13 protein-coding genes are annotated in these 23,799 nt (G+C 51.3%); 4 read left to right on the forward strand and 9 right to left on the reverse strand.

Annotated features, from left to right (window positions below):
* Positions 1-121 precede the first annotated feature (121 nt).
* Together Mal48_RS00080 and Mal48_RS00085 are read left to right on the forward strand one after the other, a co-directional pair.
* A complete protein-coding gene (locus Mal48_RS00080) occupies positions 122-4,609 on the forward strand; it encodes a serine/threonine-protein kinase (protein WP_145194970.1) in 4,488 nt (1,495 codons plus the stop codon).
* A 97-nt stretch (positions 4,610-4,706) separates the two neighbouring features.
* A complete protein-coding gene (locus Mal48_RS00085) occupies positions 4,707-5,150 on the forward strand; it encodes a hypothetical protein (RefSeq protein WP_145194972.1) in 444 nt (147 codons plus the stop codon).
* A gap of 89 nt (positions 5,151-5,239) precedes the next feature.
* Here the strand turns inward: Mal48_RS00085 and Mal48_RS00090 are convergent, their stop codons facing one another.
* Together Mal48_RS00090 and Mal48_RS00095 are read right to left on the reverse strand one after the other, a co-directional pair.
* On the reverse strand, positions 5,240-6,217 hold the full coding sequence (locus tag Mal48_RS00090; RefSeq protein ID WP_145194974.1) for a helix-turn-helix transcriptional regulator: 978 nt from the start codon (positions 6,215-6,217) through the stop codon (positions 5,240-5,242).
* Positions 6,218-6,470: 253 nt separating this feature from the next.
* Positions 6,471-7,073, reverse strand: a complete 603-nt coding sequence (locus Mal48_RS00095) for a hypothetical protein (protein ID WP_145194976.1) — start codon at positions 7,071-7,073, stop codon at positions 6,471-6,473.
* Between the two features lie 471 nt (positions 7,074-7,544).
* Between Mal48_RS00095 and Mal48_RS00100 the strand changes: the two genes are divergently transcribed.
* A complete protein-coding gene (locus Mal48_RS00100) occupies positions 7,545-8,279 on the forward strand; it encodes a hypothetical protein (protein ID WP_145194978.1) in 735 nt (244 codons plus the stop codon).
* 22 nt (positions 8,280-8,301) lie between these two features.
* Here the strand turns inward: Mal48_RS00100 and Mal48_RS00105 are convergent, their stop codons facing one another.
* Positions 8,302-9,033, reverse strand: coding sequence for an SDR family oxidoreductase (locus Mal48_RS00105; protein ID WP_145194980.1), 732 nt, complete (start codon positions 9,031-9,033; stop codon positions 8,302-8,304).
* Between the two features lie 175 nt (positions 9,034-9,208).
* Positions 9,209-10,777 carry a bifunctional phosphoribosylaminoimidazolecarboxamide formyltransferase/IMP cyclohydrolase gene (purH, locus tag Mal48_RS00110; protein ID WP_145194982.1) on the reverse strand — a complete coding sequence of 523 codons (1,569 nt, stop codon included), beginning with the start codon at positions 10,775-10,777 and terminating at the stop codon, positions 9,209-9,211.
* Between the two features lie 222 nt (positions 10,778-10,999).
* Between purH and Mal48_RS00115 the strand changes: the two genes are divergently transcribed.
* On the forward strand, positions 11,000-11,824 hold the full coding sequence (locus Mal48_RS00115) for a class I SAM-dependent methyltransferase (protein WP_145194984.1): 825 nt from the start codon (positions 11,000-11,002) through the stop codon (positions 11,822-11,824).
* Between the two features lie 35 nt (positions 11,825-11,859).
* Here the strand turns inward: Mal48_RS00115 and Mal48_RS00120 are convergent, their stop codons facing one another.
* From Mal48_RS00120 to Mal48_RS00140, 5 genes are all read right to left on the reverse strand, one after another.
* Positions 11,860-13,029, reverse strand: a complete 1,170-nt coding sequence (locus tag Mal48_RS00120) for an MlaD family protein (protein WP_145194986.1) — start codon at positions 13,027-13,029, stop codon at positions 11,860-11,862.
* A gap of 74 nt (positions 13,030-13,103) precedes the next feature.
* On the reverse strand, positions 13,104-13,901 hold the full coding sequence (locus tag Mal48_RS00125; protein WP_145194988.1) for an ABC transporter ATP-binding protein: 798 nt from the start codon (positions 13,899-13,901) through the stop codon (positions 13,104-13,106).
* Positions 13,902-13,977: 76 nt separating this feature from the next.
* A complete protein-coding gene (locus Mal48_RS00130) occupies positions 13,978-14,790 on the reverse strand; it encodes an MlaE family ABC transporter permease (protein ID WP_145194990.1) in 813 nt (270 codons plus the stop codon).
* 254 nt (positions 14,791-15,044) lie between these two features.
* Complete coding sequence (locus Mal48_RS00135; RefSeq protein ID WP_145194992.1) at positions 15,045-15,647, reverse strand: amino acid kinase family protein; 603 nt, start codon at positions 15,645-15,647, stop codon at positions 15,045-15,047.
* Positions 15,648-15,685: 38 nt separating this feature from the next.
* Positions 15,686-23,794, reverse strand: coding sequence for a hypothetical protein (locus Mal48_RS00140; protein ID WP_145194994.1), 8,109 nt, complete (start codon positions 23,792-23,794; stop codon positions 15,686-15,688).
* Positions 23,795-23,799 lie beyond the last annotated feature (5 nt).

Here is a 23,799-nt window from a genome sequence, read left to right on the forward strand (position 1 = left end):
TACAAATTTCGTGAGGCGCAACGAGACAAAAAAACGCATGACCTGTCGGACCGTAATAACATTCCCGCGAGGAAGAAAGCGGCATCCATATCCGCAAGTGATATGACCTTGGAGAGAAAATATGTCCGACGCAACCCCCAATGAGCCCTCTGAAACGTTTCAGGAAACATCTGTCGATCCGAACTCGATTGAAGGAGTTTTTCTCACAGCGTTGGCAAAATCAACTCCGGAAGAATGTGAAGCATTTCTGAAAGAAGCTTGCGGAGACAATGCAGAACGTCGACAGCGAATTGATGCCCTCCTGCGTGCATACAACGATGCCGGAAGTTTTCTGGAGACACCTCCCCAAGGTGTGCCCACGAGTCTCGATCCACTGAGTTTCGACTTTCTGGAACCTACCGAAGACCCCGGGTTGTTGGGGACTTTGGGCCCGTACGAAATTTACGAAGTGATTGGTCGAGGCGGGATGGGCATCGTCTTTCGTGCTCGAGATCCCAAGCTGAACCGTGTGGTTGCTGTGAAAGTTCTCGCACCCGAACTGGCAGCCAATCCCAATGCCAAAAGACGATTTGTTCGAGAAGCTCAGGCTGCTGCGGCTGTCTCGCATCCCCATGTCGTCACGATTCACGCAGTCGATGAAGATGAGAAAATTCCTTATCTGGTCATGGAATGTGTTGTCGGGCAGTCGCTGCAACAAAAACTCGACAAAGTTGGATCGCTACGATTAACCGAAGTGCTGCGGATCAGCAAACAGGTCGCTGAGGGGCTGGCAGCTGCTCACAAGCAAGGGCTGATTCATCGTGATATCAAACCTGCGAACATTCTCCTGGAGAACGGTGTGGAACGAGTCAAAATCACCGATTTTGGTCTGGCTCGGGCGGTCGACGATGTCTCAGTCACTCGAACCGGTGAAGTCGCCGGGAGTCCGCAGTTTATGTCTCCTGAGCAGGCGATGGGGCAGCGTGTCGATCAGCGGAGTGATTTGTTCAGTTTAGGCTGCGTGATGTATGCGATGTGTGCCGGACGTTCACCATTTCGGGCGACCAGTGTTGCGGCGGCCATTCGACGAGTTTGCGATGACAACCCGCGACCAATCGAGGAAATCAACGCGGAAGTCCCGGAGTGGATGATTGCGATCATCGAAAAACTTCTCGATAAAGATCCCGGTCAAAGATTCCAGACAGCCGAGGAAGTGGTCGAAGTATTGGAAGACCACTTAGCGGGTGTTCAAGGATCGAACCCGGTACAACAACGTACCTATCGGGCTAAGAGAGTTTCCACGCCCAGTGCGCAACCTCCAGTCAATCACTCATCCAATCCTCGTGTTGTGGTTGGAAGCATCTTGAGTGTAATGGGAGCAATTTTGTGTCTTGGTGGAATTCTGCTGACCGCTGTCAATTTGAGTAACGAAGTACAAATCGCAGGAGCCGGTTTCTCTCCGCTGTGGGCGATTTTTGTGGGAGCAGCTCTGGCCTTTGCCGGTCAACTTTTAAAGCAGAAACGACTCACATCAGGAAGTTGGCTTATTCTTTTATTGTTGCTGCTCGGTCCTGCTGGCTTTGCAATCTGGCTGATCAAGAAAAATGATTTTGAAGAAGCTGACCGTAAAGCGAGTGAAGAAGATCCGATCGCGACCACGCAGGAATTTACTCAACAAGTTCCTGATGGACTGCCGTTGCTGGATCGACTCTCATCGAGTTTGATGCGGCTGGCTTTGCTTGGCCCAGTCTTTTTGCTGATCGGGTTTTGCATCTGGGCCATGATGCCAAAAATGATCGAAGGCGAACTGGTGCAGTTCATTATTATGGGGATCGGGCCAGCGTTGTTTGGAGCAGCGATCATCGGTTGGTTTGGGAGCCATTTGAAGAATGATGAATGGGGTTGGGAAGCCTACTACAAAGGTGTTTGTGCCGGGTTCCTCGCCATACTTCTTCCTCCTGTCTGGCTGGTTGGAATTCCGATTGGGTTTGCATCCCTATGGATTTTGAATCAACAGGAAGTGATTCAATCCTTTCGTGAAAAAGGAAAGGGCGAGGCCGTCCGAGTTGTGGTCCCAAGTTTTCTATTGGATATTGGGACTGTCATCGGAGCATTGGTTTCCTCATCCCTTTTGATTCTTATTGCGGTGAATGCGGATGGCCTTTTCAGTTCAGTCAATTTTATTGAGGGAATGCTCTCCTTTCTCGGTCTGTCGCTACTGCTGCTTCCTTTTCGAGGGGAACTTTTTCGAGGGCGTTTTTTGAGAGATCTCAGTCTTTGCCTGGGAGTGACCCTCCTTGCAGGTCTTGGGTTTGCAGTTGTGAGAGAGGGAGGGATCGGAGTTCCAGAAATGATTGTTGTCGGAACAATCGTTTCCATTCTGCTTCTTCTACCAGTGCTCATTGTGTGGAAATTTCTAATTGCTCCTGCTCAACAACGAAGTGAGACACCGACGATTCCACTCGCAAGGCCAATCGCTCAGAAGCAACCGAAGTGGTCGTTGGGAAGACGGCTGCTGATTGGGGGGCTGGTTGGAATATTCATCCTTGGAGTTCAGTATGCAGCTCCTCAACTGCAACAGGCGTTTTCCCCACTCGGTTCGCTTGTGGTTGAACACTCTGGATCGGTGAAACCGGAAGCAATTCTGATTGATGGAAAGCAGGTCCGTTCAGCAAAGCAGTCCGGTGATATCACTCTCTTCAAAGGACTCAAGCCGGGGCTTCACAGAATACAGATTACTTTGAATGGGGACCGGGATGAATTCGAGAAAATTAATAACTACGAGATCAACATTCGACCAGGTGTGACTCATAGGATTCCACTGCGTCGCTTAGTCAAAATGAATGCAGGGATGGAACTCGGACCGGCATCGGGCGAGTACGGAGGATTGATTTTAGAAATTCAAGACCCCAAATTGAAAGTTCTTCTCGTGAGGTTCGACTCCAACGATACCGGATTTCGTGGCAATCTCTTGAGTCAAGGAGAACATCAGGTTTCAGTCGGGAAGTATCAAATTGTCCTCCTCGATGGGCTTGCCGGTTGGTTTCTGAATCTCAAAGATGAGCAAAGCAACCAGTCTTTCAAGCAGGTTTATGAAGTGGTCAACAAAATTTATGGAGAGGGTTATGGTGGAACATCGGGTTACGGGGGAGCTGGGGTTATTGGTAACCGTTCTTCCGTCATGAAGTCCGCCGGGTATCGGCCAGGACTGTATGACAGTCGTTCTGGAACTTGGTCCATCATTCAATACTCGATTGGTTCGGTCGAAATCAAGCCGGGGCAGTTCGAGTCCGTCGTCGCCAAACGAGATTTGAAAGCGATCGCGCGTCAACATGATGACTTCGTCGATGGTAAGTTTTATTGGTTTTTGTGGAACGGCGATAAGTATTCGTTCTCTGCGCCTCAGGCGCGAGTGATTCAAGAATTACTGGAGGCGTATGCGAACGGCAATTCAGCAGTCATGGAATCAGATGTACTGAAAAAACTCAACGCGGACCGGGAGGAACCGGTCACTTCGCTGGAGGAAGTTTTCAACGACGGAAAGCATCCTGGCTGGAAACAATTGGTCGACTGGACCAGGGAAGGTAATGACGCTTCTCTCAAATTGACGAAGTTGATCAATTCGTCAGTGAAGAACAGCTACGGAAGTGGTAGCGGGATGGGCGGATTTGGTGGCCCCTCGACAGCCCCAACGAAACCCAAAGAGACCGGAGCGGTTATCCTGACGACCACTGATCAAGGCTTGACTGTTAACGTTTCACAAGATGAATTTGGATCATTCCAAAATTTGTCTAAACAAACAACCTCGCTTCCAGTCGGCACATACTCCGTGATGGTGTTCGACAAAATGTTCGGCTGGGGATCGACGAAAACGAAAGGACCGGTCACACCTCCATCCTACTACGATGGACAGCTTGATGTGACAAAAGGCGAGTTCACAGATCTGGAGGTCAGGCGTGACTGGAAAAAATTGGCAGCCCAAGAGCCCGTCATGATGGAAGGGTTTTACCCCTTTGTCTGGAATGGCAAGGACTTCGTTCTGTCGAAGCAACAATCTGGAATTGTGCAGCAACTCTTCAAAGCGTTTGCAAATGGGAAGATCGCCGTTGACGCAGAAGATCTGGTTGAAACTGAAGACGCAGGCGAGGAGATTAAACGTATCTTCAACAACGGGAATCATCCCGCCTGGGGTGATCTGGTCAAGGTGTTAGAAGATGAAAAGCTGCAGCTCAATTTTGCTTTCAGCCACAGTCATCCGGCTTATCAAATTCCGGATGGAATGCATCAAATCGTATTTCGCATCAACCAAAAGTTTGGGATTTATGAGGACTATCCGATCGGCCGGCAAGTGAATGTCCTCGTTTCGTTAGAAAAAGGGGGAGAGAAGCTTCCTCTGATTCAGGAGGCTGCCGTCTACGTTCGGACCGACCATGTTAGTTTTGAGGAAAATGAATTCATGACAAGCTTGTCAATCCTTGTGACTCAGGAACAGGCAGATGCCTATAAGCTTGCAAAGCAGCACGCAGAGATCGAATACGACTGGGGTGAAGTCCTGTCCGAATTCCCTCAACCGACACTCAACGAGAAGACCTACAAGGAATTGAAGGCAAAAGCCGAGTCGATGGAGTGAAAGCTTGTGGCTGACGGATTGATCTGTCAACGATTTCGTCGCCGTGGTAAAAATCGAATGACGACATCGTCAGAAATTCGATTTACAGGGATCACTCATGAATAAGACTAAACGGTTGCTCGGAGCGGGAATTTTCTTCGCTGCAATCTGGTTGATTTATCAGGTCGCAGCAGAGTCACTCGCTGATGATGTAAAACCGATTCCGACTGAAACAGTTAAGGATTCCGTTCGTAAAGCGATGCAACGCAAGCTCGTTCTTTCCAAGGAAATCTTGAACGGCCTGGTGTTGCAGGACTATGACAGCATCGAAAAGGCGGCAGCTGAGATGAAGAAGGTCAGTCTTCAATCTCCGCAGCAGATCGAAGGAGATCGGACAGAAAACGAACTCTACCAGCATTTTCGCTTAGAGTTTTTGAGAATCAACAGCCTTATGGAAAAAATGGCTCAGGAAAAGAATCTTGAAGGAGCTGCGTACGCCTATCAAAATCTCAATGCAAATTGTCTCGCCTGTCACAGCTATCTGCACGACAAAGACGAATAGGTTGAAGCAATCTTCCTCGCGAGAGTCTCCAGGCTCGCAGGATCATGAGCCGGATTTTGAGCTTGGATCAGCTGGAATATGAAGCTCCGTCATGCTTTGTAAATCTTCGCCATACGTTGGACTCGGGTCGTGATTAAATCGACCAGTGACGATGGCTGAAGGACTTCAGCCTGGTCTGCATATCCCATGATCCACCAGGAAATTTCATGGATACCGTCAACGGTGACATGGAAGTCCATCGTTCCATCGGGATTCCAGACGAGCCGTTGGGTCTTGTGCCAGGAGACTTCAGCAACATTCTGAGCAACCAGCGGTTGAAACCGAACGACAACATCGCTTCGAGCACCCCGCTCGCGGACCAGATTCCAGGCATTTCCGAGATATCGCTGTAATGTGAATCGAGGTGGAGGTGTGAATTCATCGTCGGTGATTTCTGAGTCCTGAATTCTGCCGACATGAAAAGTTCGGACCGCCCGATGCATCGAGGATCGGCCGATGATATACCATGCTCTTCGCTGAAACAGGAGCCGATACGGGCTGACCAAAGTTCGAATCACTTTTCGATCGTACAAACTGTTGTAGCGAAGTCGGATCTTCTTTCTCGACGTGAGTGCTTCGAGTGCCCGCTCGTAATGTTGCTGGCTTCCGTCGAGATCTGCCTGTGGCTCAGTGTTGATTTTAACACTTGCGGTCAACTCACCAACATATTGCCGCAAATGATTCGGCAGGTTGGATTGCAGCTTGAGTGCTGCATCTCGCGAGACACCCTGAAAGGGGACACCTCGTTTTGAACTCCCCATTTCCTGAGCCAAAAGCATCAAGGAAAGTGTTTCAGCGAGAGTGAAATCGGTCGGCGGCAAGTAAGTTCCTGAAGAGATCCAGTATCCGGTCTTGCTCGCATCGTACAAAACAGGAATCCCGGAATCCTGCAGCGTTTTGATGTCACGAAATATGGTGCGACGACTCACATTACAGAAGTCTGCAAGTTCTTTCGTGTTATAAATTCTGCCTGATTGCAATCGCTCCATCAGATTGAGAAGCCGCCGAATCTTTCCAATCGAACTCATTCACAACTACTCTTCAAAACGATCCATGTTTCAGTTTGTCTCTAAAGCATTTTTCAATACTTGTCGAGCCTGTGAAGTTCACTTCCATGACTTCATTATCTGCTCCCCACGAGGCAGTACGCAAAGACCCAGACTGGATTTACTCTAAGAGTAGCGGACCTGCATGAGGCGGGTCAAACAGAAGGAGCAGCGCGCAGGATTTCGTTCGAAACGATGAGCCTGCGTGATCGGCTGATTTGCAGGAGAGTGATCGTTACCAAACGATGTCGACGTTGAGGCTTCGCGGACCGCGAGGATACCATGGGCGGCGGTAGTCGTAGTAAGGGTAGCGAGCATGGAGGCGGCCTGCAGTCGAAGGGCCGACGAAGACACCTTCCGCTCCTGCGGGGTTGACTCCGGGGTAGTGGGGGACGCCCCAAACATGACCATTGTAATAGACAGGAGTCGGTTGCTGAGGAGAGTGAGTCACAACAGGTGTTGGGGCTTGCTTCGGAGCGACCACACTCGGCGGTTGACTCGCAGGTGTTTGCTCAGCTTGTGTCTGATCCGCTGATGGCGCTGCTTGTTCAGTGACAGGAACCTCGGAGGTTTCTGGTTCGGAGGGAGACTGCTTGTCAGAGTCCGCCTTTGGCGCAACTGGGCTAGGAGTTGGCGGAATGTTCAGTTCCGGGGAAGGAGCTGGGACACTTTTTTCAATCGGAGCTTGAGCTTTTTGCGTTTGAGCCGGAGCTGTCTCGGGAGGAGGAATTTGTGGAGCTGGCGGAGGTGGAACGATGGCTCGCTTTGGCAACGCAGGACCTTGGGCATGTGCGAGACTTGCCATCGACATGACAAGAAGAAGGCTCAAATATTTCATGGTTCGGTCTCCGGTGATTTCAGCAAAAGATGAATGCGTCTAAAACCGGTCATTGAGATGGGAATCGCCCTTCTGGACAAGCCAGCCAGTGCCTCTCTCAGCTGAAGTGATAGAACGCTTTAGAGCAAATTCTCGCTCATCGTGACTGCGAAGAAACGGTTCTCAGGGAAAACGCTCACTCCACGAAGGTCATTGCGAATACGCTCTCGAAAATTGCTCTGATCGTGTGACCTTAAAATCTTACCCAGACCAATGTAGAGGCGACTTCAGTGTAAATTTGCTGATAGCGGAAACATTTTTCAGTTTGGGTGGACTGTAACGATTACACGACGCCCTCGGAAAACCTCTCATTAAAACCGGCAAATTCAAGCAGTCCGGAAGTGTTGTTGCCGATCAATGAAATAGGGATAGCGCTGCCAGATAATCTCATCTGCAATTTTGTTGCGCGTTCTCACATCACCGCAGGAGAGTATGATGAAGCGTCATGTATGGACACTTTTTTCCATTGCAGCTGTTTGCACAAGTGCCTCTGCTCAAGAGCAAGTTGTGCCTGCAGGGGCCAAGCAGTACAGCGGTGGGCAGCAGTATGTCGATTCCGGTCAATATATGAATGAGGGCCAATTCGTTGACGGAGGCCAATATGTGCAAGATGGCCAATTCATCGAAGGGGGCGAATTTGTCGGCGGTGCTTCAATCGGCAGTCAGGAGCCGTTGTTTAGCTACGATGATCAGGAACGTTGGAAGCACGGCTACATCAAGGTGATGCCGTACTATCACGGATATCATGCCTTCCGTCCCTACAACTACCATCAGGTCTTCGGGCAATCGACGACGGCTCAGGGCTTCGGGATGTCCCCCGTGATGCCATACTCTCAGCAGTTCTGGCATCGTTACGAAAAGATGGCTGACCTGTCTCAAGGAAATCATGAGCCAGTCTATCCGGGCACACCCCCTCCAAGGTTGCACGACCACTACCCAAAGCCGATCAACCAACCGGCTCCTGTTGACGAGCCGAGTGCGAAACTCATGCTTCCGTACCAGGGAACTCCACAGCCAGGCCAGAGTGATGCATCTCAGCAATCGCAGCCTCAAAACTACTCTCAAATTTTTCAATCGAGACCACAACCAGGTTTAATTGCGCCAGCGCAATATCAGAACAATCGACCTGCGACGCAAAGACCGAGTTTGCCAGCACCACGATATTGATCACGACGAGCGTGAACAGGCTCTAGAAAAATTCTTGCGTGGTTGGCTTAATCACGATGTCGGGAACGTGGGCACGCGGTGGAAGCATTGCAATCGAGACGACCAGCGAGGCGACGTCGCTCGGCTGAAGGATTCGGGCGCGATGTTCAGCTCCAACCGGGTTTGGACGAGCGTCGAGAATTGGCGTTTCGACTTCGCCCGGATACACGTTTGTGACGCGGATGCCACGATCTTTTTCTTCTTGCCCGACGAATGTCCCCAAGGCGGTCATCGCAAATTTCGAGGCCACGTATCCAACTCCACCGAGGAGATTTGCACGAACCCCAGCGATGGACGAAATGTTGATGATCAGTCCATCTTTCCGTTCACGCATTTGCGGTAGAACTGCGTGCATCGTGTTGAAGGCTCCGGTCGCATTGACCTGCATCAGCTTGTCCCAATCCTCAGGAGCGACCTCTTCCATTGTCCGTTTCACGACATTGATTCCGGCACAGTTGACAAGAATGTCAATCTGGCCAAGCTCTTTGTTTGCCCAGTCGAAGAGCTCCTTGACGCTGTCACGGCAAGCAACATCAGCGGTCTTGTAGAGGATGGGATTTTCACCGGAGTAAGAGTCCGCAACTTCTTTCAGCTTCTCCTCGCGACGACCGGAGATAGCGACCTTGCAACCAGCTTCTGCTAAAGCAACAGCACAGCCGGCTCCAATTCCGGTCCCTCCACCTGTCATCAATACTGTTTTTCCGGCAAGCGACATCTTGATTCCTTGTTGAAAATTATCAGGGCAGCGACATCATACAATGCGAAGCGTCATCGAGCCACTTTACGCTTGGTGTTCAGGTTCTGCCTCGTGGCGAACTGTCCATGAAGTCAGGAAAGTGAACTTTGCGGGCACGACAAGCATTGAAATTACACACGAACGCCATCGGAATTTAATGTTTGAAGTGTCGGCGTCCTGTAAAGATCATCGCGATGCCGTGCTCGTTGCAGGCTTCGATGACTTGTTCATCGTTGCGTGAACCTCCCGGCTGAATTGCAGCCGTGACTCCAGCTTTAGCAGCCTCATCAATACCGTCGCGGAATGGGAAGAAGGCATCCGAAGCGACGACTGCTCCCTGACTTCGCTCGCCTGCTTTGTGTCCCGCGATGAACGATGAATCGAGGCGACTCATTTGTCCGGCTCCTACTCCGACGACCATCCCGTTTTTGGCAAACAGAATCGCATTGGATTTGACGTGTTTGCAAACTTTCCAGGCGAAGTTCAAATCACGCAGTTCGTCATCACTCGGAGCTCGGTTCGTGACAACTTTGTAGTCGTCTTCTGGGTCAGCTTGATCATCACGCTGTTGCACGAGCAAACCGCCGGAGACTTTTCGGTACTCATAAGTCGTCCCCTGATCATCGAAGAATGCAGGGCATTGCAAGAGGCGGACATTGTTCTTCCACTTCGGTTTTGTGCGAAGAATTTCCAATGCAGCTGGTTCGTAACCGGGAGCAATAATCGCTTCGACAAACCGGCCCGGCTCCGCAAGAAGATTCGCAGTGGCAGTATCGAGTTCTCGATTGAATCCCAAAATCGACCCGAACGCGCTCACTGGATCGCCTGCGTATGCATTGACGAACGCTTCGGACAACTCGCTGCCGATCGCACAGCCGCAAGGGTTCGTATGTTTGATAACCACAGCGGCAGGGTCTTTGAATTCGCGAGCAATCGCGAAGGCGGCTTCGACGTCAATCAAGTTGTTGTAAGAAAGCTCTTTCCCGTGAAGCTGCTCGGCTCCTGCGATGGAGGCAGCGGGGGGATTTGGTTCAATATAAAACGCAGCTGACTGGTGTGGGTTTTCTCCGTACCGAAGATCGTTCTGTTTCTCGAAAACGAGTCCCAGCGTCTCGGGATATTCGGACTCTTCGTTGTTGATTTTCGAGAAGTAGTTCGAGATCGCACGGTCATAGCGAGCGGTCGATTCAAAAGCTGCTCCAGCAAGTTGCCGCCGAAGTTCAAGCGTCAAACCTTCTCCAGATACTTGCTCTAACACTGATTCGTACTGGTCAGGTCTGGTCAAAATGCCGACATATGCATGGTTTTTGGCTGACGAGCGGACCATACTTGGGCCGCCGATGTCGATCTGTTCAATCGCTTCTTCGACCTGTACGCCCTCTTTGGCAATGGTTTGCTCAAATGGGTACAGGTTCACTACGACCAGTTCGAATGGGATGATTCCATGTTCCGCGATAGCGGTTGCATCATCGGGAAGGTCAGGCCGTCCGAGAATCGCTCCATGAATTCGAGGATGCAATGTCTTCACACGCCCCCCCATGATCTCGGGGAATTCCGTGTATGAAGAGACATCAATGACGTCGATTCCCTGATCTTTGAGGAATTTGGCGGTTCCTCCAGTCGAGAGAATCTCAAAGCCAGCGGCAACCAGACCTTTGGCGAATGGTCCGAGACCTGTTTTATCACTGACGGAAATCAAAGCACGACGTGCGGCACGGCTCATGGGAATCGATATGGGGCTGAAGAGTTTGCTGGCTGAAAAAGGAAGACGACAACGGTCTCACTCGTAGATGGCACACGTTACCGCAGTCCCGTTCGGGATGCAAATCTTCACGATTCGTCCCAAAATTGACAGATTTTGCACGTCGACGAGTGAACGTTTGACTCGTTATGGTTAGCGTGTCTGAAAGGTTTTATTTTCCAACTCCCATCGTGAACGCAGTTTATGAATTCTGCTGAACAGGAAATCGAGAAGGGGCAGCGGTTTGCTTTTGGAGCGAACTGGCAGGAGTTTCTGCGTACGCTCGATGAAGATCGAATTGAAATCGCTGAGGCGTCCTTGAAGGAACTGCTGCAAGTTGAGTCGTTGGACGGAAAGACATTCGTTGATGTCGGTTCCGGTTCTGGTTTGTTTTCACTTTGTGCCCGGCGATTAGGGGCGAAAGTTTACTCCTTCGACTTTGATCCACAATCGGTCGCCTGTACGCGAGAACTGAGGTCTCGCTATTTCGCTGACGATCCCAATTGGCAAGTCGATTCTGGCTCAGCATTGGATGAAGAGTTTCTCAAGTCACTTGGGACTTTTGATGTCGTCTATTCCTGGGGAGTGCTGCATCACACGGGGAAGATGTGGACCGCTTTGGAGAATGTCGTTCAACTGACGCATCCTCACAGCCGATTAACAATTGCGATCTACAACGACCAGGGGTTTCGTTCAGACTTGTGGTTGTGGGTCAAGCGAATTTACTGCTCAGGAACGCTGGGGCGGTGGAGCATGCTGGCGGTGTTTGTGCCGTACTTCTTTTTGCGAACCATCGCGGTCAGCGTTGTGCGAGGTCACAATGAATTTGCGAAGTATCGACGCAACCGTGGGATGTCGATTGTTCGAGACTGGATCGATTGGCTGGGCGGTTTGCCGTTTGAAGTCGCCAGCGTGGAGGAAATCGTTTCATTCTACGAATCGAAAAACTTTCGGTTGATCAATTCAAAGGAAACAAAACGGCTTGGCTGTAACGAGTTCGTATTTGTACGTGACGATAAAGACGAATAGGGCGAACTACACGGCAAGCTGCTCTTTCGTTTGTGTTAACGCTGCGGAGCTGAGAACCCGGCCGGTTGAATCTCTGAAGATTCTTTCAGACCTGAGCTTCCGCGGACTGCTCCGCGTACTCCGAGGATTTCAGGATGTCTTGCAATCCTGTCGCTGAAAATGCGAAAGTCTTTCAGGATTGGATTGAGGTTTGTCAGCAAGATGCTCAATGAGGCCGCTGAGTGATTCAGGTTTTTGTAGAGTTCTGGATCGGAGGCGAGTTGTTGAATCGTTCCATCGTTGTCATTGAGGATTTGAGAGAACTGATTCAATTCCGTCAGCAAGCCTTCCAACTGGATTAAGCTTCCGGAAAGTTTTTTAACGATCAAGTCACTTTGCCCTGCGAGAGGAGCAGTCGCTTGATTGATGTTTTCCATATTCTCGCTGAGCTTGATAATCGTCTCTTTGGCGGTGGTAATGGTCAGCTTGGCTTCTTCAGCGATGACAGGCAGTGATGCTGCTGTTTTCTTCAAGTCAGCTTGCAATTGTGGATCAGCCAGAAACTTGTTGGCATTGCTGAGCGTCAGCGTTGCGGATTCAAGGGTTTCTCCGGCAGTGTCAAAAGTCGCGGTCGCCGTTGTCATCGTCTTCGTGAAAGATTCGAGAGCCAGTGCGGTTCGTTCAATGACGTCGTCCAGCGAGCCTTCTTTGGTTTCCATTAAGTTGTTCAAATTCTGCCCGACCTTGTGCCATTCACGGCTGGTATCGGTAAAAGAGGCCAGCGATGTGTTCACGGTCTGCTCAAGTCGATGCACAATTTCCATTGGGTTGGTCGGTGCGGTTCCTTTTAAGCGAGAGTTTGGCGGAATCATTTCAGCCGCCTTGCCAGCTGTAAATTCAAGCTTGGCATCACCAAGTAACGACTGTACGAGTGTGACCTGCGAGTCGACGCGGATATGGCGGTCCTCATCGATTTCGACAACGACCAGAACTCCACCGTTCACATCATCGAGAACAACTTCTTTGACTCTTCCGATGCCGATGCCGTTTTGTTTCACTGGGCTGCCAGCATACAACCCGGGAGCCTCATCGAAATGAATGGCGAGCGGATAAGATTTTTCCCAGTAGGCTCGGAGCTCGCTGAATTGCAAAACCAGGACAGCTCCGACGATCATCGAAAAGACGACAAAGAGTCCGACTCGAAATTGTAATTGGCGTTCAGACATTTTGATCAAACACTCTGGAATGTTAAAAATGAAAAAATGATCGTTTGGCAATACAGGTGATTCCCACTGCAGGTTTAACTGGCTGCGAGGAGCTCCTGTAAACGCTCGCCAGCTTCTCCACGAACGAAATGGGACACACGCGGATCGGGATTTTCAAAGGCGTCTTCAGCTGTGCCGTCGAAAATGATTTGAGCCTCGTCCGTTGCCAGGCGAACGAGTGGGTAAAACATGACGACTCGGTCAGCAACTTTTCGAAGCGTGTTCATATCGTGTGTTACGACGATACTGGTGACGTTGCTTCGCTCGCGAGTTCGAATAATCAGCTCGTTAATCACATCGCTCATGATGGGATCAAGACCTGTAGTCGGTTCGTCGTAGAGCATGACATCGGGGTCGAGTGCTAACGCTCTTGCGAGGCCGACACGCTTTCGCATTCCACCGGAGAGTTCAGCTGGCTTCTTCAGGGAGACGGCATGTGGATCAAGTCCCACATCTTTCAATCGATCTTGGACAATGCTGGCGATTTGCTTTTCGTGCAACTTCCGATTTTGACGTAATCCGAAGGCGACGTTTTCAAAAACCGTGAGACTGTCAAACAGGGCCGCTCCCTGAAACAGATACCCAAACCTCAACCGCTCGCGAACAATCTCTTTTTCAGTCCGCTCTGCGAGAGTGCGACCATCCCAGTAAACTTCTCCAGTTGTTGGCTGCAGCAGGTTCATCATCAGTTTCATCGTGACGCTTTTGCCACAGCCGGATTCTCCAATCAGGACAAGAGTTTTTCCTGTTTCAATCGACAGTGAGATGTCCCTTAAGACTGACTGTCCGTTGAACTGTTTGGAAACATTTTTGAGTTCGATGAGTGAACGCATTTTAGTGAGGAGCTAGAAACTGGGAGTTAAGAATTTTCAGTACACTTCAAGTGTGGACCGTACAGCAAGGTCTTCATTAGATCATGTGGTAAATGTTCATCATTAGATAACCGAGCAGGAAATCCATCGCGAGTATTGCGACGAAGGAATACACAAAGGCTTCAGTCGCTGCCTGACCAACACCTTCGGCACCAGCACTGCTGTGAAACCCTCGATGGCAGGCAATCAACGAAATTGAGGCTCCAAAAAAGACGCTCTTCAGAATTCCGCTGAAGAGATCAAAGTTCGTGACGAACCGTCTTGAGTGATGCCAGTAGAAAAAACTTTCGACATCAAGCACTTGCGTGCTGAACCACCAGCCGGAAAGGACTCCAATTCCATCGGCGCAGAGTGTCAACATAGGGATGAGCAGCACGCAAGCCAGGAATCTGGGGACGACCAGGTAGGCAATCGGGTTTGCACCAAGAGCGGTCAGTGCATCAATTTGTTCGGTGACTCGCATCGTGCCCAGTTGGGCTGCCATCGAGCTTCCCACACGACCAGCCAGCATCACAGCTGCCAGCACAGGGCCGAGCTCTTTCAGCAAAGTGACGTTGACCACAGTGCCGAGTTGGCTTTCCATGTGCATCAGGGCGAACTGTTCATAAGCCTGAACTGCCAGCACCATGCCGATGAATCCCCCCGTAATCATAATCACGGGAAGACTGAGAACACCGATTTGATACATCACCGGCCAAAGCACATTTCCACGCGGCCAGCCGGGAAGAATCCAGGTGAGCATCCGCACCCCGAACAGAGTGATGTCACCTGCCAGGGAGACGAAATCTACAACAATTCGTCCCAAGCTATGAATCGGCGATTCGTGGCTTGTCGTCGTCCGTGAGTTCATCTGATTTCTTGCAGATCCTTCTGCAGTACGGGAGTCGATCAGCGATTTTGCAGAGTCTACACCATTGAGCCGAATGACAGCGAGACCGATTTCCTGGCGAAGTCGTGGGGTTGTAAGGTGATTGTTGGTAGATGTTTACGTTGAGTGGTGTTACTCGATGGCGTTGCTCGGGCGCGTGGCAGGGAATCTATGAAGTCGTGAAGGTCTTCTGGACAAGCACGGCAAGCATTGAAAATGCTCTGAGTTGGAGCGAACTACTTCCAGCAGGAAATCGTTGGCGATTCGCCACGGAGGTTGCACCAGGAAATGTTCGTCAGGTTCTCTGCGATGTTCGGAAAGTGCGCATCGACAAGTCCGGCTTGAGTTGCACCCTGATAAGAAAGACTTGTTGGAAGATCAGCGGATTTTACGAGAACCAATTGCGATTCGGAGTGTAAAGAACAGGTCCATGCAGCGATTGAATCACTCGTAACATCCCAGGAACTGGGCAGGGGAGAATGCTTCATGGTCATGGCTGCGGCATCGAATATTGGAATTGTTTGCTGAGTCCAGCAGCGGTCAAATTCATCGGGCGAAGTCGTCAGCACAAACCTGTTTGAAAGGCTGGCTACGAAGCGTGCCGAGAGGCTGAGAGTATGTGTCCCGATCTCGTGAGAGGCAGTATCTCCCAGATGATGCAACTGATCAAGCTCACGAACAGCATCGGCAAATGGACCTCCACCGGGGATGAGGATTGGATTCGGAAAGCGATGGCGTTCAAGGAAATCCTCCAGCCTCGTCCCTAAGTCCGGCAAATCAAACAGACTTCCGCCGAGTTTGATAATTGTCGCTGGGTGTTCTTTGAAAGTGTTCAGCATCGAATTCTGAGTCTGCGGCGAAGCCTTCAAAAAAAATTTCACGATGCGGCAGTGGCGATTGTTTTTGGCTGTGCGATAGCGACTTTGACGAGTCCGCCAAAACAGAACAACCAGAAGAAAACCCACGCCAGCGATGAAGGAAGGAAGAAGAATCCAATGAGTCCGATCACGAGTGCCAAGTTCGAAAGAACACCGAAGAATGATCGGGGTGATTTTGCATTTCGGAAACTTTTGAGAATCCACAATCCGAAGATCAAGTTGACAACGCACCAACCGAGTCCCCATAGCCAGCGATTTGTTTCGGCAGCCTGAACGTTGAGTGTGAGGGCAGGGTTGCCGCCAACTTTAGAGAACGAGAGGGTTCTCGCATTTTTGGGGAGCTTCATCTGAATGGACAAGCCACCTGCGGAGGACCAGGGGCGAGTCACTTCAACTCCGCCGTCGACATTGCTCTGTAAACTCACACCGAGCGCGTCATTACTGTTGAAATCCCGTCCCGCCATACCGCCTATTCCACCCCCCTGACTGCCACTGGTTTCTTCCAGCGATTGAGACTGATTCGCCACAAGACCGTTCAGGCTTTCAAAAAGAGTGCCGGATTGGCCTTGTTGCTGGACCGGTAATTGTACCTCTGGGTTAAAGGTGGAGTCGTTGGAAATAATCAGCTGTTGACCGGCAATTTGCGTTTTGAGTTTGGAACGTGTTGCAGCCGCTTTGGTTGGAGCGGCGGATTCATTTTTCTGGGCCAATCCGTCGGTCGAGGGATCGAAAAAGTTGAAAGTGGAGGTCTTCCCTTTCGCATCAACGCCCGGAATTCCTTGAATGCTGTTGCTGCGGTTAATTTCCGTATTGTTGTTAACAATGTAAGCCCGGCCTTTGTTTTGAGTGAGCCCAAAGTCAGTCGTTTCTTCGTTTTCAAGAGTCTCGTCACTCAGCTCGATCGCCTTTTCCGCCTCTCTCTGAAGGTTGCGATTGTTTTGCAAGAGTTGCTCTCGAAGTTCAATCGCTGCACCATCCTGCACAGTGTTGGCACTATATAGATCAGTGTTGAAAGAAAGGGATTGGTTGAGTTGCTTCAGATTGTTCTTGGCTTGCATGCGTCGTGATTTACTAATTGATTTGTCGTTCGCCATGCGGGACATTTCAGTGAGGTCGGACTGGATACGCTCAAGCGCCTGTTGTTCGACCGCCAACCATGAGTCGCTGGAGTGCGGGGTGAGATTCGTCGATGCCACTCCAGTGACAGCTTTGACGTCGATTTCTTCCGGGAAGTGAACTGTCCACAGGGTTTGAGTCACGGGGAGGCCAAATTCTTCTGAATCGATTTGTGAGAGGACTGCTGGCGAGGGAAGCGTGAAGTTTTTCCCTTGTAAAGCAAACTCCGTTTGAAGCGGATTTTCGAAGCGTCCAGCGAGAAGGACTTCAACATCGAACGACAAGTCTGCGGCACTCGTTTGCGGGAGTGCAATCAGGTGAGTTGTCTGCTCGTTGATTTCAGTGACGACAGTTCGTGATGCCTGACCCCGAACAAAGACGGAGAGAATCCGCGATCCTTCAGGGACATGCAGTGCCAGAAACTGTCGCCCGCGATTTCGAATTCCGTACGTTGCCAGCGTTCGCCAGCTTCCATCGAGTTCTAAAACTGACTCAAGATGGGCAGTCAGCACTAGTGCTTTTGAAACGGTCAATTCTTCCATGCTCTGAACCGTCCAGCTGGGAAGTTTGTCTTCGCGAACGCGGGTGATGCCCATCGCTTGTTGTACAAGTTTCTGATGAACAACGAGCGGGAGTTGTTCGACAGAGACAGACTCAAACTGTTCCAAGTCGACCGGGACGAGTTGATTCGGTGAAAGGTTCACAAGAATGGCGTACTGCTGTTGGAGTCGCAGGGGCTGAAACTTTCCGCCATCGACTGCGGTTTCGAATTCCAGATATGGTGTTGCGATCGTCAAGTCGGTAGGTGCGGGAATCGTCGCAGCGATGGTGAGCATGTATTGATCGCGCACGGGGTCGACCAACGAGACACGCCAGCGTTTGCGGTTGTTTTCGATCTCTTCACTTTGAACTTCGCGGATAGATGGGCCTTTGATGTCCAGGTTGTCCAGCCAGTCAGGGGTAATGAAAATGAATTCATCTGTAGCGGCTTGAGAAATTTTCCAGCGAAGCGTTAGCCCATAGTCGACTGTGGCATCGCTGACCGCGATGAGTGTGACAGCATCGGCGGCGAGTCGAGGAGTTGCGGACTGGACAGTGAGGACGACATTTTCTGGTGCCTGTTCATGAGTCTCGAAAGCGAATTGAACAGGTTGCGGGTCCAGCTTCTTGTAGTTGGAGGAGAGTTGCCCCGGTTGCAATGATTTCCAGTCACCCGTCTGAGCAACGGAGGCCTGATACGCGGAGTCGAGCCAAATGCCGAGCTTTGCGGACTGCCCGATGGCATTTATTGCTTGGGGAAGGTGGATGACAACATTGGTGTCGTCAGGTTGCTTGACGATGTGGCCTTCAAGCCCCGCTTCGACGTGGCCCAATCGCGGAGTTGGAAATTCGATGGTGAGAATTTTTCCGGATTCCCCATCGTGGACATACCAGTCGGATGCGTGTGCACAGACGACACTCATCGGGAGGTATCCGTCCGGGATGGCGACATCGACACTGCGGCGCGGGGAACCGGTGAGAGTCCAGGCGATACGCGAAGCGATCAGTTGTTTACGTCGGGCGATATGAATCCCGTGTTCAATTTCTGTTTTTGATTCAGACTCACGGCGTTGCAGTGCGACGTTGATCTCAAGTGGACGGGATGAGGAGCGATACGCGAAGTTGGGTGGTTGAGAAGGTTGTTGCGGAGAGACAACTGGCTTGTAACGCGAGACGTCAATCTGGTTCAGGCCGCTGGTCGATGTAACCTGAAGTTTGAGGTGCGGGACTGTGAAGAGGCCAAGCTGAATCGTTTCTCGTGAAATTCCCTGAGGGGAGATCGTCGGGACTGCAATTGAAACGGACTCATTGCCAATGTCGAGTTTACGGAACAGGTTGACATGGAATTCGGTTTGGTCGCTCACTTCTCGCCGGAAGAAAACTTTGAGCTCTTTCCCGGTCTCGGCGTCATTCATTTCCCAACCGCCAACATCCTGACCAGCGATATCCCGGACGGAGAGGCCGTCAGGGACTGTGAAGACCATATCGTTGAGGAGCCCCTGTCGGACGCGTGCCTGAAAGCCGTGGCTGACGTTCATTCCGGAATCATCGAACGTTGTTGCAATAGATGTTTCAACTTGAACGATTTGATTCTGGTCTCCCATCTGAGCTTCGGGGAACCAGGAGACTGTTTTCTTTCCGCCCCGATCAACCGGGAACTCGATGCGTGTCGTCTCTTCTTCGGTGACGCGCCGGTAGGCACGTTCCAACCCGTTGACTCGGACACGAAGTTCGTCATCTGATTTGGGAAGTTCAAAACTGAAGATTCCCGAGGCAGCCGGGAGAAGTTGGACGTTAAATTCTCCGGCGGCTCCGTTCACGCTGGCGGGAAGAGTTAGCAGGGCGTCGACGATATGGATTCCTTGTCCTTGCAGGAAGATGCGTGAGACACCATTTCCAGCAGCTTCAACAGCAGCCGGCTTGTCTTCGATCATCACGTTCTCGATCGCACTGCCCGACAGCGGGAGGTTGAGAGTGACCGGCTTGTCGGTCATGACTGACACGACCCAGCGAGTTTGAATTGCGATTTGGTGTTTCTTGTTGATTGATTTCAGGCTGGCTGAATAGTTGGCCTCAGCAATCGTCACGGGGACCGGGCTATCAGTGGGGACAGCATCTTCAGGATGAGAGGTTTCCCAGAGTTGACGGTAAACTTCTTGTGGAATCCAGACTCGATGAGCAGCGTCGATTTCATCCAGTGATTCAAACGGGACAACGACGAAAGGAGTTCGTTTGACTTGGGGAGATGGGGGTGAGGGTACAGTTGCTGGGGCAACGGGAGCGACTTGCGGTTTCCCTTTGCTTTGTGCCAGTGATTCTGAGTTGATTGAAAAGAAGATTGAACCAGCGAGGAGTAGGAACATCGCTGGACAGGATCTCCTTGATAACCAACCGCAGCAGCATTTGCAGCATTGTGAACACCAGCAGAGTCCCCACAAACCAAGTGTGACGATTCCGCCGTACAGAATCCCGGCGAGCAACAGTTGCCAGGTCGTCGGAACAACCCAGGCGATCGAGATCGGCAGCAAAATTGTCAGTCCGATCCAGAACAGTTTCATACCAATGTTTGCATTTCTCAGCCACCAGCCGAGAAGCGAAATTCCGAGAACAATCGACCAGACGAGCAGGTTGCCCGTCGTCCGGTTGGCAAACTGGACACGCAGATTGATTTCGTCCGAGGCAATTCCATTGCCTTGATAATGAAACTCCTGCGAGCGACTTCCGTCAGGAATCTGGAAGTCAAACGTCATCGAGAGCAGCCCGCCGGTCGACATACGACCACGAGTGCTTTGCCGCCCAAAGCGTTGATCCGCTGATGAGCGATCAAAGCGGTCTTGAGCGAGTTCAACTTGTTCACCTGGAGCGTTCGTCGCTTGGATGGAATCAATAGGTGTGCGACCTTGAGCTGCGATGTTTGGAGCAAATCCCCCAAAGGTTGGTTCTGCCAGGTCAAAGCTCCCTTGTCGGAATGGTAAGTCGGAGTTGTTATCGAATGGGTCTTGGTTGGGTAGGCCGATGATTGTGGAGCTTTCCGCTTTTTTCTCGTCCATTTTGGATTCAAGGTTTCTTTTGGCGAGTTCTTCACGGGCTTCTGGTGCCGCCTGCATTGATGGGAGAGGGGGAGCCTGCGGTTCCGCAGTCAAGGCGGAATCGACTGTGAGTGTTTCGTAAACGCTCGGCCTGCTTTCAGGCTTTGCGAAGTCGGTCGCAAACTCTTCTGCGTCTTGAACTGCCTCATCATATTCGAAAGCTGACTCTGCGCCGGCATGGAACTGGATTTCATCACCCAGATGATGTGTCGAGGCGGCCTGCCTCTCGTTTGAGGCCGATCGCATCGGGGCGCTGAGTGCCAGCATGAAGAGTGTCACACAAACGCCAAGGAGTATTACAATTCCAGCCCACATCCCGAAGCCTGTTCCAGGTATCGAAAGCCGGCTGCCGATTGACGACCGGCGAATGAGCCAGAGTGGAAGGAGAATGACGAGAGCGAACAGAATCGCGGAGCTGCGATTGAACGTCGTGCGCTCTGTCGGGAGGCGGAATAACTTTAAATATTCATCAAAGAATGAGAACTCGAACAGAGAACCAACCGGTTCAAACAGGCCGTGGCTGCCGATGAGGAGCGTGTCTTCGGGGACATGGAGTTTCCAGTCCTGAGTTAAAATCTCGACATCGTGCTCGACTCCGCTGCCATCGACAACATGCAGCGATGGCGGAACCGCCTGGAATTCTCCCATCGTGTTCATGGCGGATGTAAGAGTGGAGTAGACAATTTGTAGTGAGTGGGCCTGCTGGCTCAGACCGGAGAGCGGGATTTGAATTCCCTCGGGCGACTTACGGATTTCGACCGGCGATTGATCGATGAGTGTCGACCACAATGTCGCTCCTTCGGGGAGTTTCACAAGGAGAGACTGTGCTCCAATGGCTGTGAAGGAAACCGTCGCTTGATGTTGAATGTTGCCTGCTTTGCTGAGAATGCTTTCCAGTGTCGCGGAATGTCCTATTACGGTCGGGACAGCGGAGCGGTCGAATTTTTTAGTGGTAATGGCGAGCTGCCAGTCGGGGTGAATGTATCGATAGCCAGCAACCACCCGCTCTTGCGGTTGATAGCTTGCCTTCGGGAAATCGACGGGATCGACTGAAACCAATGGTTTCTCGTCTGCGGCAGTTGCATTGATCTGAACGTGTTCTTCCGAAGCTGATTCGACAGCGATGTAACCACTGACGAGCAGGGCTTGCGGGAATTTGAGTCGCGATGGTTGATATGGGCCAGCTTCTGCTCGTGGCGTTCTAGCCTCAGTGGCGAGATGGTAGGTTCCTTTGAGATAGCGATCAAAACGCAGCGTCCAGGTTCGGTATCCGTCTACGACTTCGCCGGGTGTTTGTTCGACGAGGCGAACTCGTTGCGAGTTCTGCTGTGAAGTGTATGGAGTCAGTGAAAAGCGAAGGGCATCGCCAGCCGATTCGGAGACGAGAACCGTGAGCTCGCGATATCCTCCGCCAGTCGCTTCAATGTTGGCTTCAAGGCGTGTGTACAGATTCTCTGGGTCAATGCGGAAGAAGGTGATGGTTTCCGCAGTGAATGTTGCGGGTTTTCGTGAGACGTCGAGTTCTCCACTGAAGACGGAATCCTGATAGGTGAATCCAAGTCGAACTTGTTTTCCGAGCGACTGCAACTTTTCATTCAGGAGGGTTAAATCTTTCTGACCAGCGGGGTCGAGGCCTGTCACATTTTGAGAAATGACATCGAAGTCATTCTCAGCCGAGATGCCATACAGGGCTTCGACCATGTCGGCTTGTGGTAAGGTCAGTTCAGGAATCACGATCCGTGCCGTTTGATCTTTGAGCGGCCAACTCTCAGGAATGGTTCGTGAATAAATCAGAATATTACGAGTTTGCCCCGGTGAGAGCGGGGGGGTGAGCGGAATACGAATTTCATTGGTGCCGGCTGCGTTTGAAACTGTTTGCCAGGCTGCAGGGTTGCCGTCGACCTGAATCGTGGTGACGTCCCAGTCTGCGGGCATCTGGACCCGGAAGTCAAACAGTGGAGCCAATCGCGTTTCGACGCTGATAGTCGTAAATAAATTTAACCGCGACTGTGTGACGTCGAGGACGTTTGTCATCGCGGCTTGAACTTCCTGCTGTTTCAAATTCGCGACGAATCTTAAATCGAAGTCTTCAGCCCAGATCTGGTAGTGGGCCTGAGATTCCGCACTCGGAGAGCCTTTGGGGGTGGGAGCTTGCTGTTGGTTCACAGCCCGTACACCAGTCGAATCGATCACCTGTAAGCGGACCGATTGCGGATGTTGAACAACAATGGTCCCGGTGTGTGAATTCACATTAGGGATGACCAGAGTCGGAACGGACCATGGTTCATCGGGACTCGCTGAGAGGATGCCTTTAAAAGTGACGCCCCGTTGGCCGTCGAACCCTTGACGATATTGCAGGGTGATTTGTGTTTTTGTCTCGTCGTCGGGAGCGTCGGCGAGTTCCCACGATTCAAGGCCTGTCGATTCCACAGCAGTAATTTCCAGGGACCTCGGGATGAGGCAAGTGAGGCGATCGATTTCCTGCCCGAAGACTTGCAACTCAGTTTTCGCGATCCAGGTCAATTCACTCGGAAGCACTTTGATTCCCATCGCCGTGCTCGCAAATGTAAGAACATCGGCGCGGGTCGCCTTTCGGCGGTCGGTGATGTTCAGGCTCAGCAGGTTTTTTCCACCAACGGGAATCGTGTAGGTCGCTGGCTGATCCGCTGGAGTGGGACGGTCGAGAGATGTTTGAGAGGCTTCCAGAAACTTTCCAGCTGGGAGAGTAATGCGAAACTCTCCGGCGGCTTTGTCGACAAGATGGAAACTTGCTGATTTGTCGCTTCCATTTGCATGGAGCGGCGTCGAGACGACAAGTTTCAGAAGGTGCTTTCCCGGTTCGTTTAGCAGAAGACGTAGAACGTTCTGTTGCTTTCCGTCACGAGCGATGGATGTGGGCTTGTCGTCGAGCGTCGCCTTTTCGATATTCCAGCCGGTGATATCAAAGCGTCCTTCACTCCACTGAGATTTGAATTGCGAAACTTCAAGTACGAGTTCGCCGACCAGCCGGTCACCTTCGACGTGAATGTCATAGTTTGCGGAATGGAAAATCGCACCTTTGGGAGTCGCGTCACTCGTCTTGCCTTCTTCAATGGCACGTTCGAGAAGTCTTTCGAATTCCTCGGTCGACAGAATTGCTCCGAATCGATCACTGTTAATGACCGATCCCAGTTCTGTTTCCGGGACGTAGACACGCTGAAGTTCCTGGAGTTCCTTTGTCGAAAGTGGCTTCGATTGCGCCGTTACTGGAGATGTCCATAGCTGAGCGATGACCAGCAGTGCAGCAGCGGTTCGCCACCAACGCCATATTGCGTGTGGCGAGGAAAAAGAAGAACCAGATGAGAAAATCGAATGAGGTGTCATGATTT

The organism is Thalassoglobus polymorphus (assembly GCF_007744255.1).
Classification (GTDB): Bacteria; Planctomycetota; Planctomycetia; order Planctomycetales; family Planctomycetaceae; genus Thalassoglobus; species Thalassoglobus polymorphus.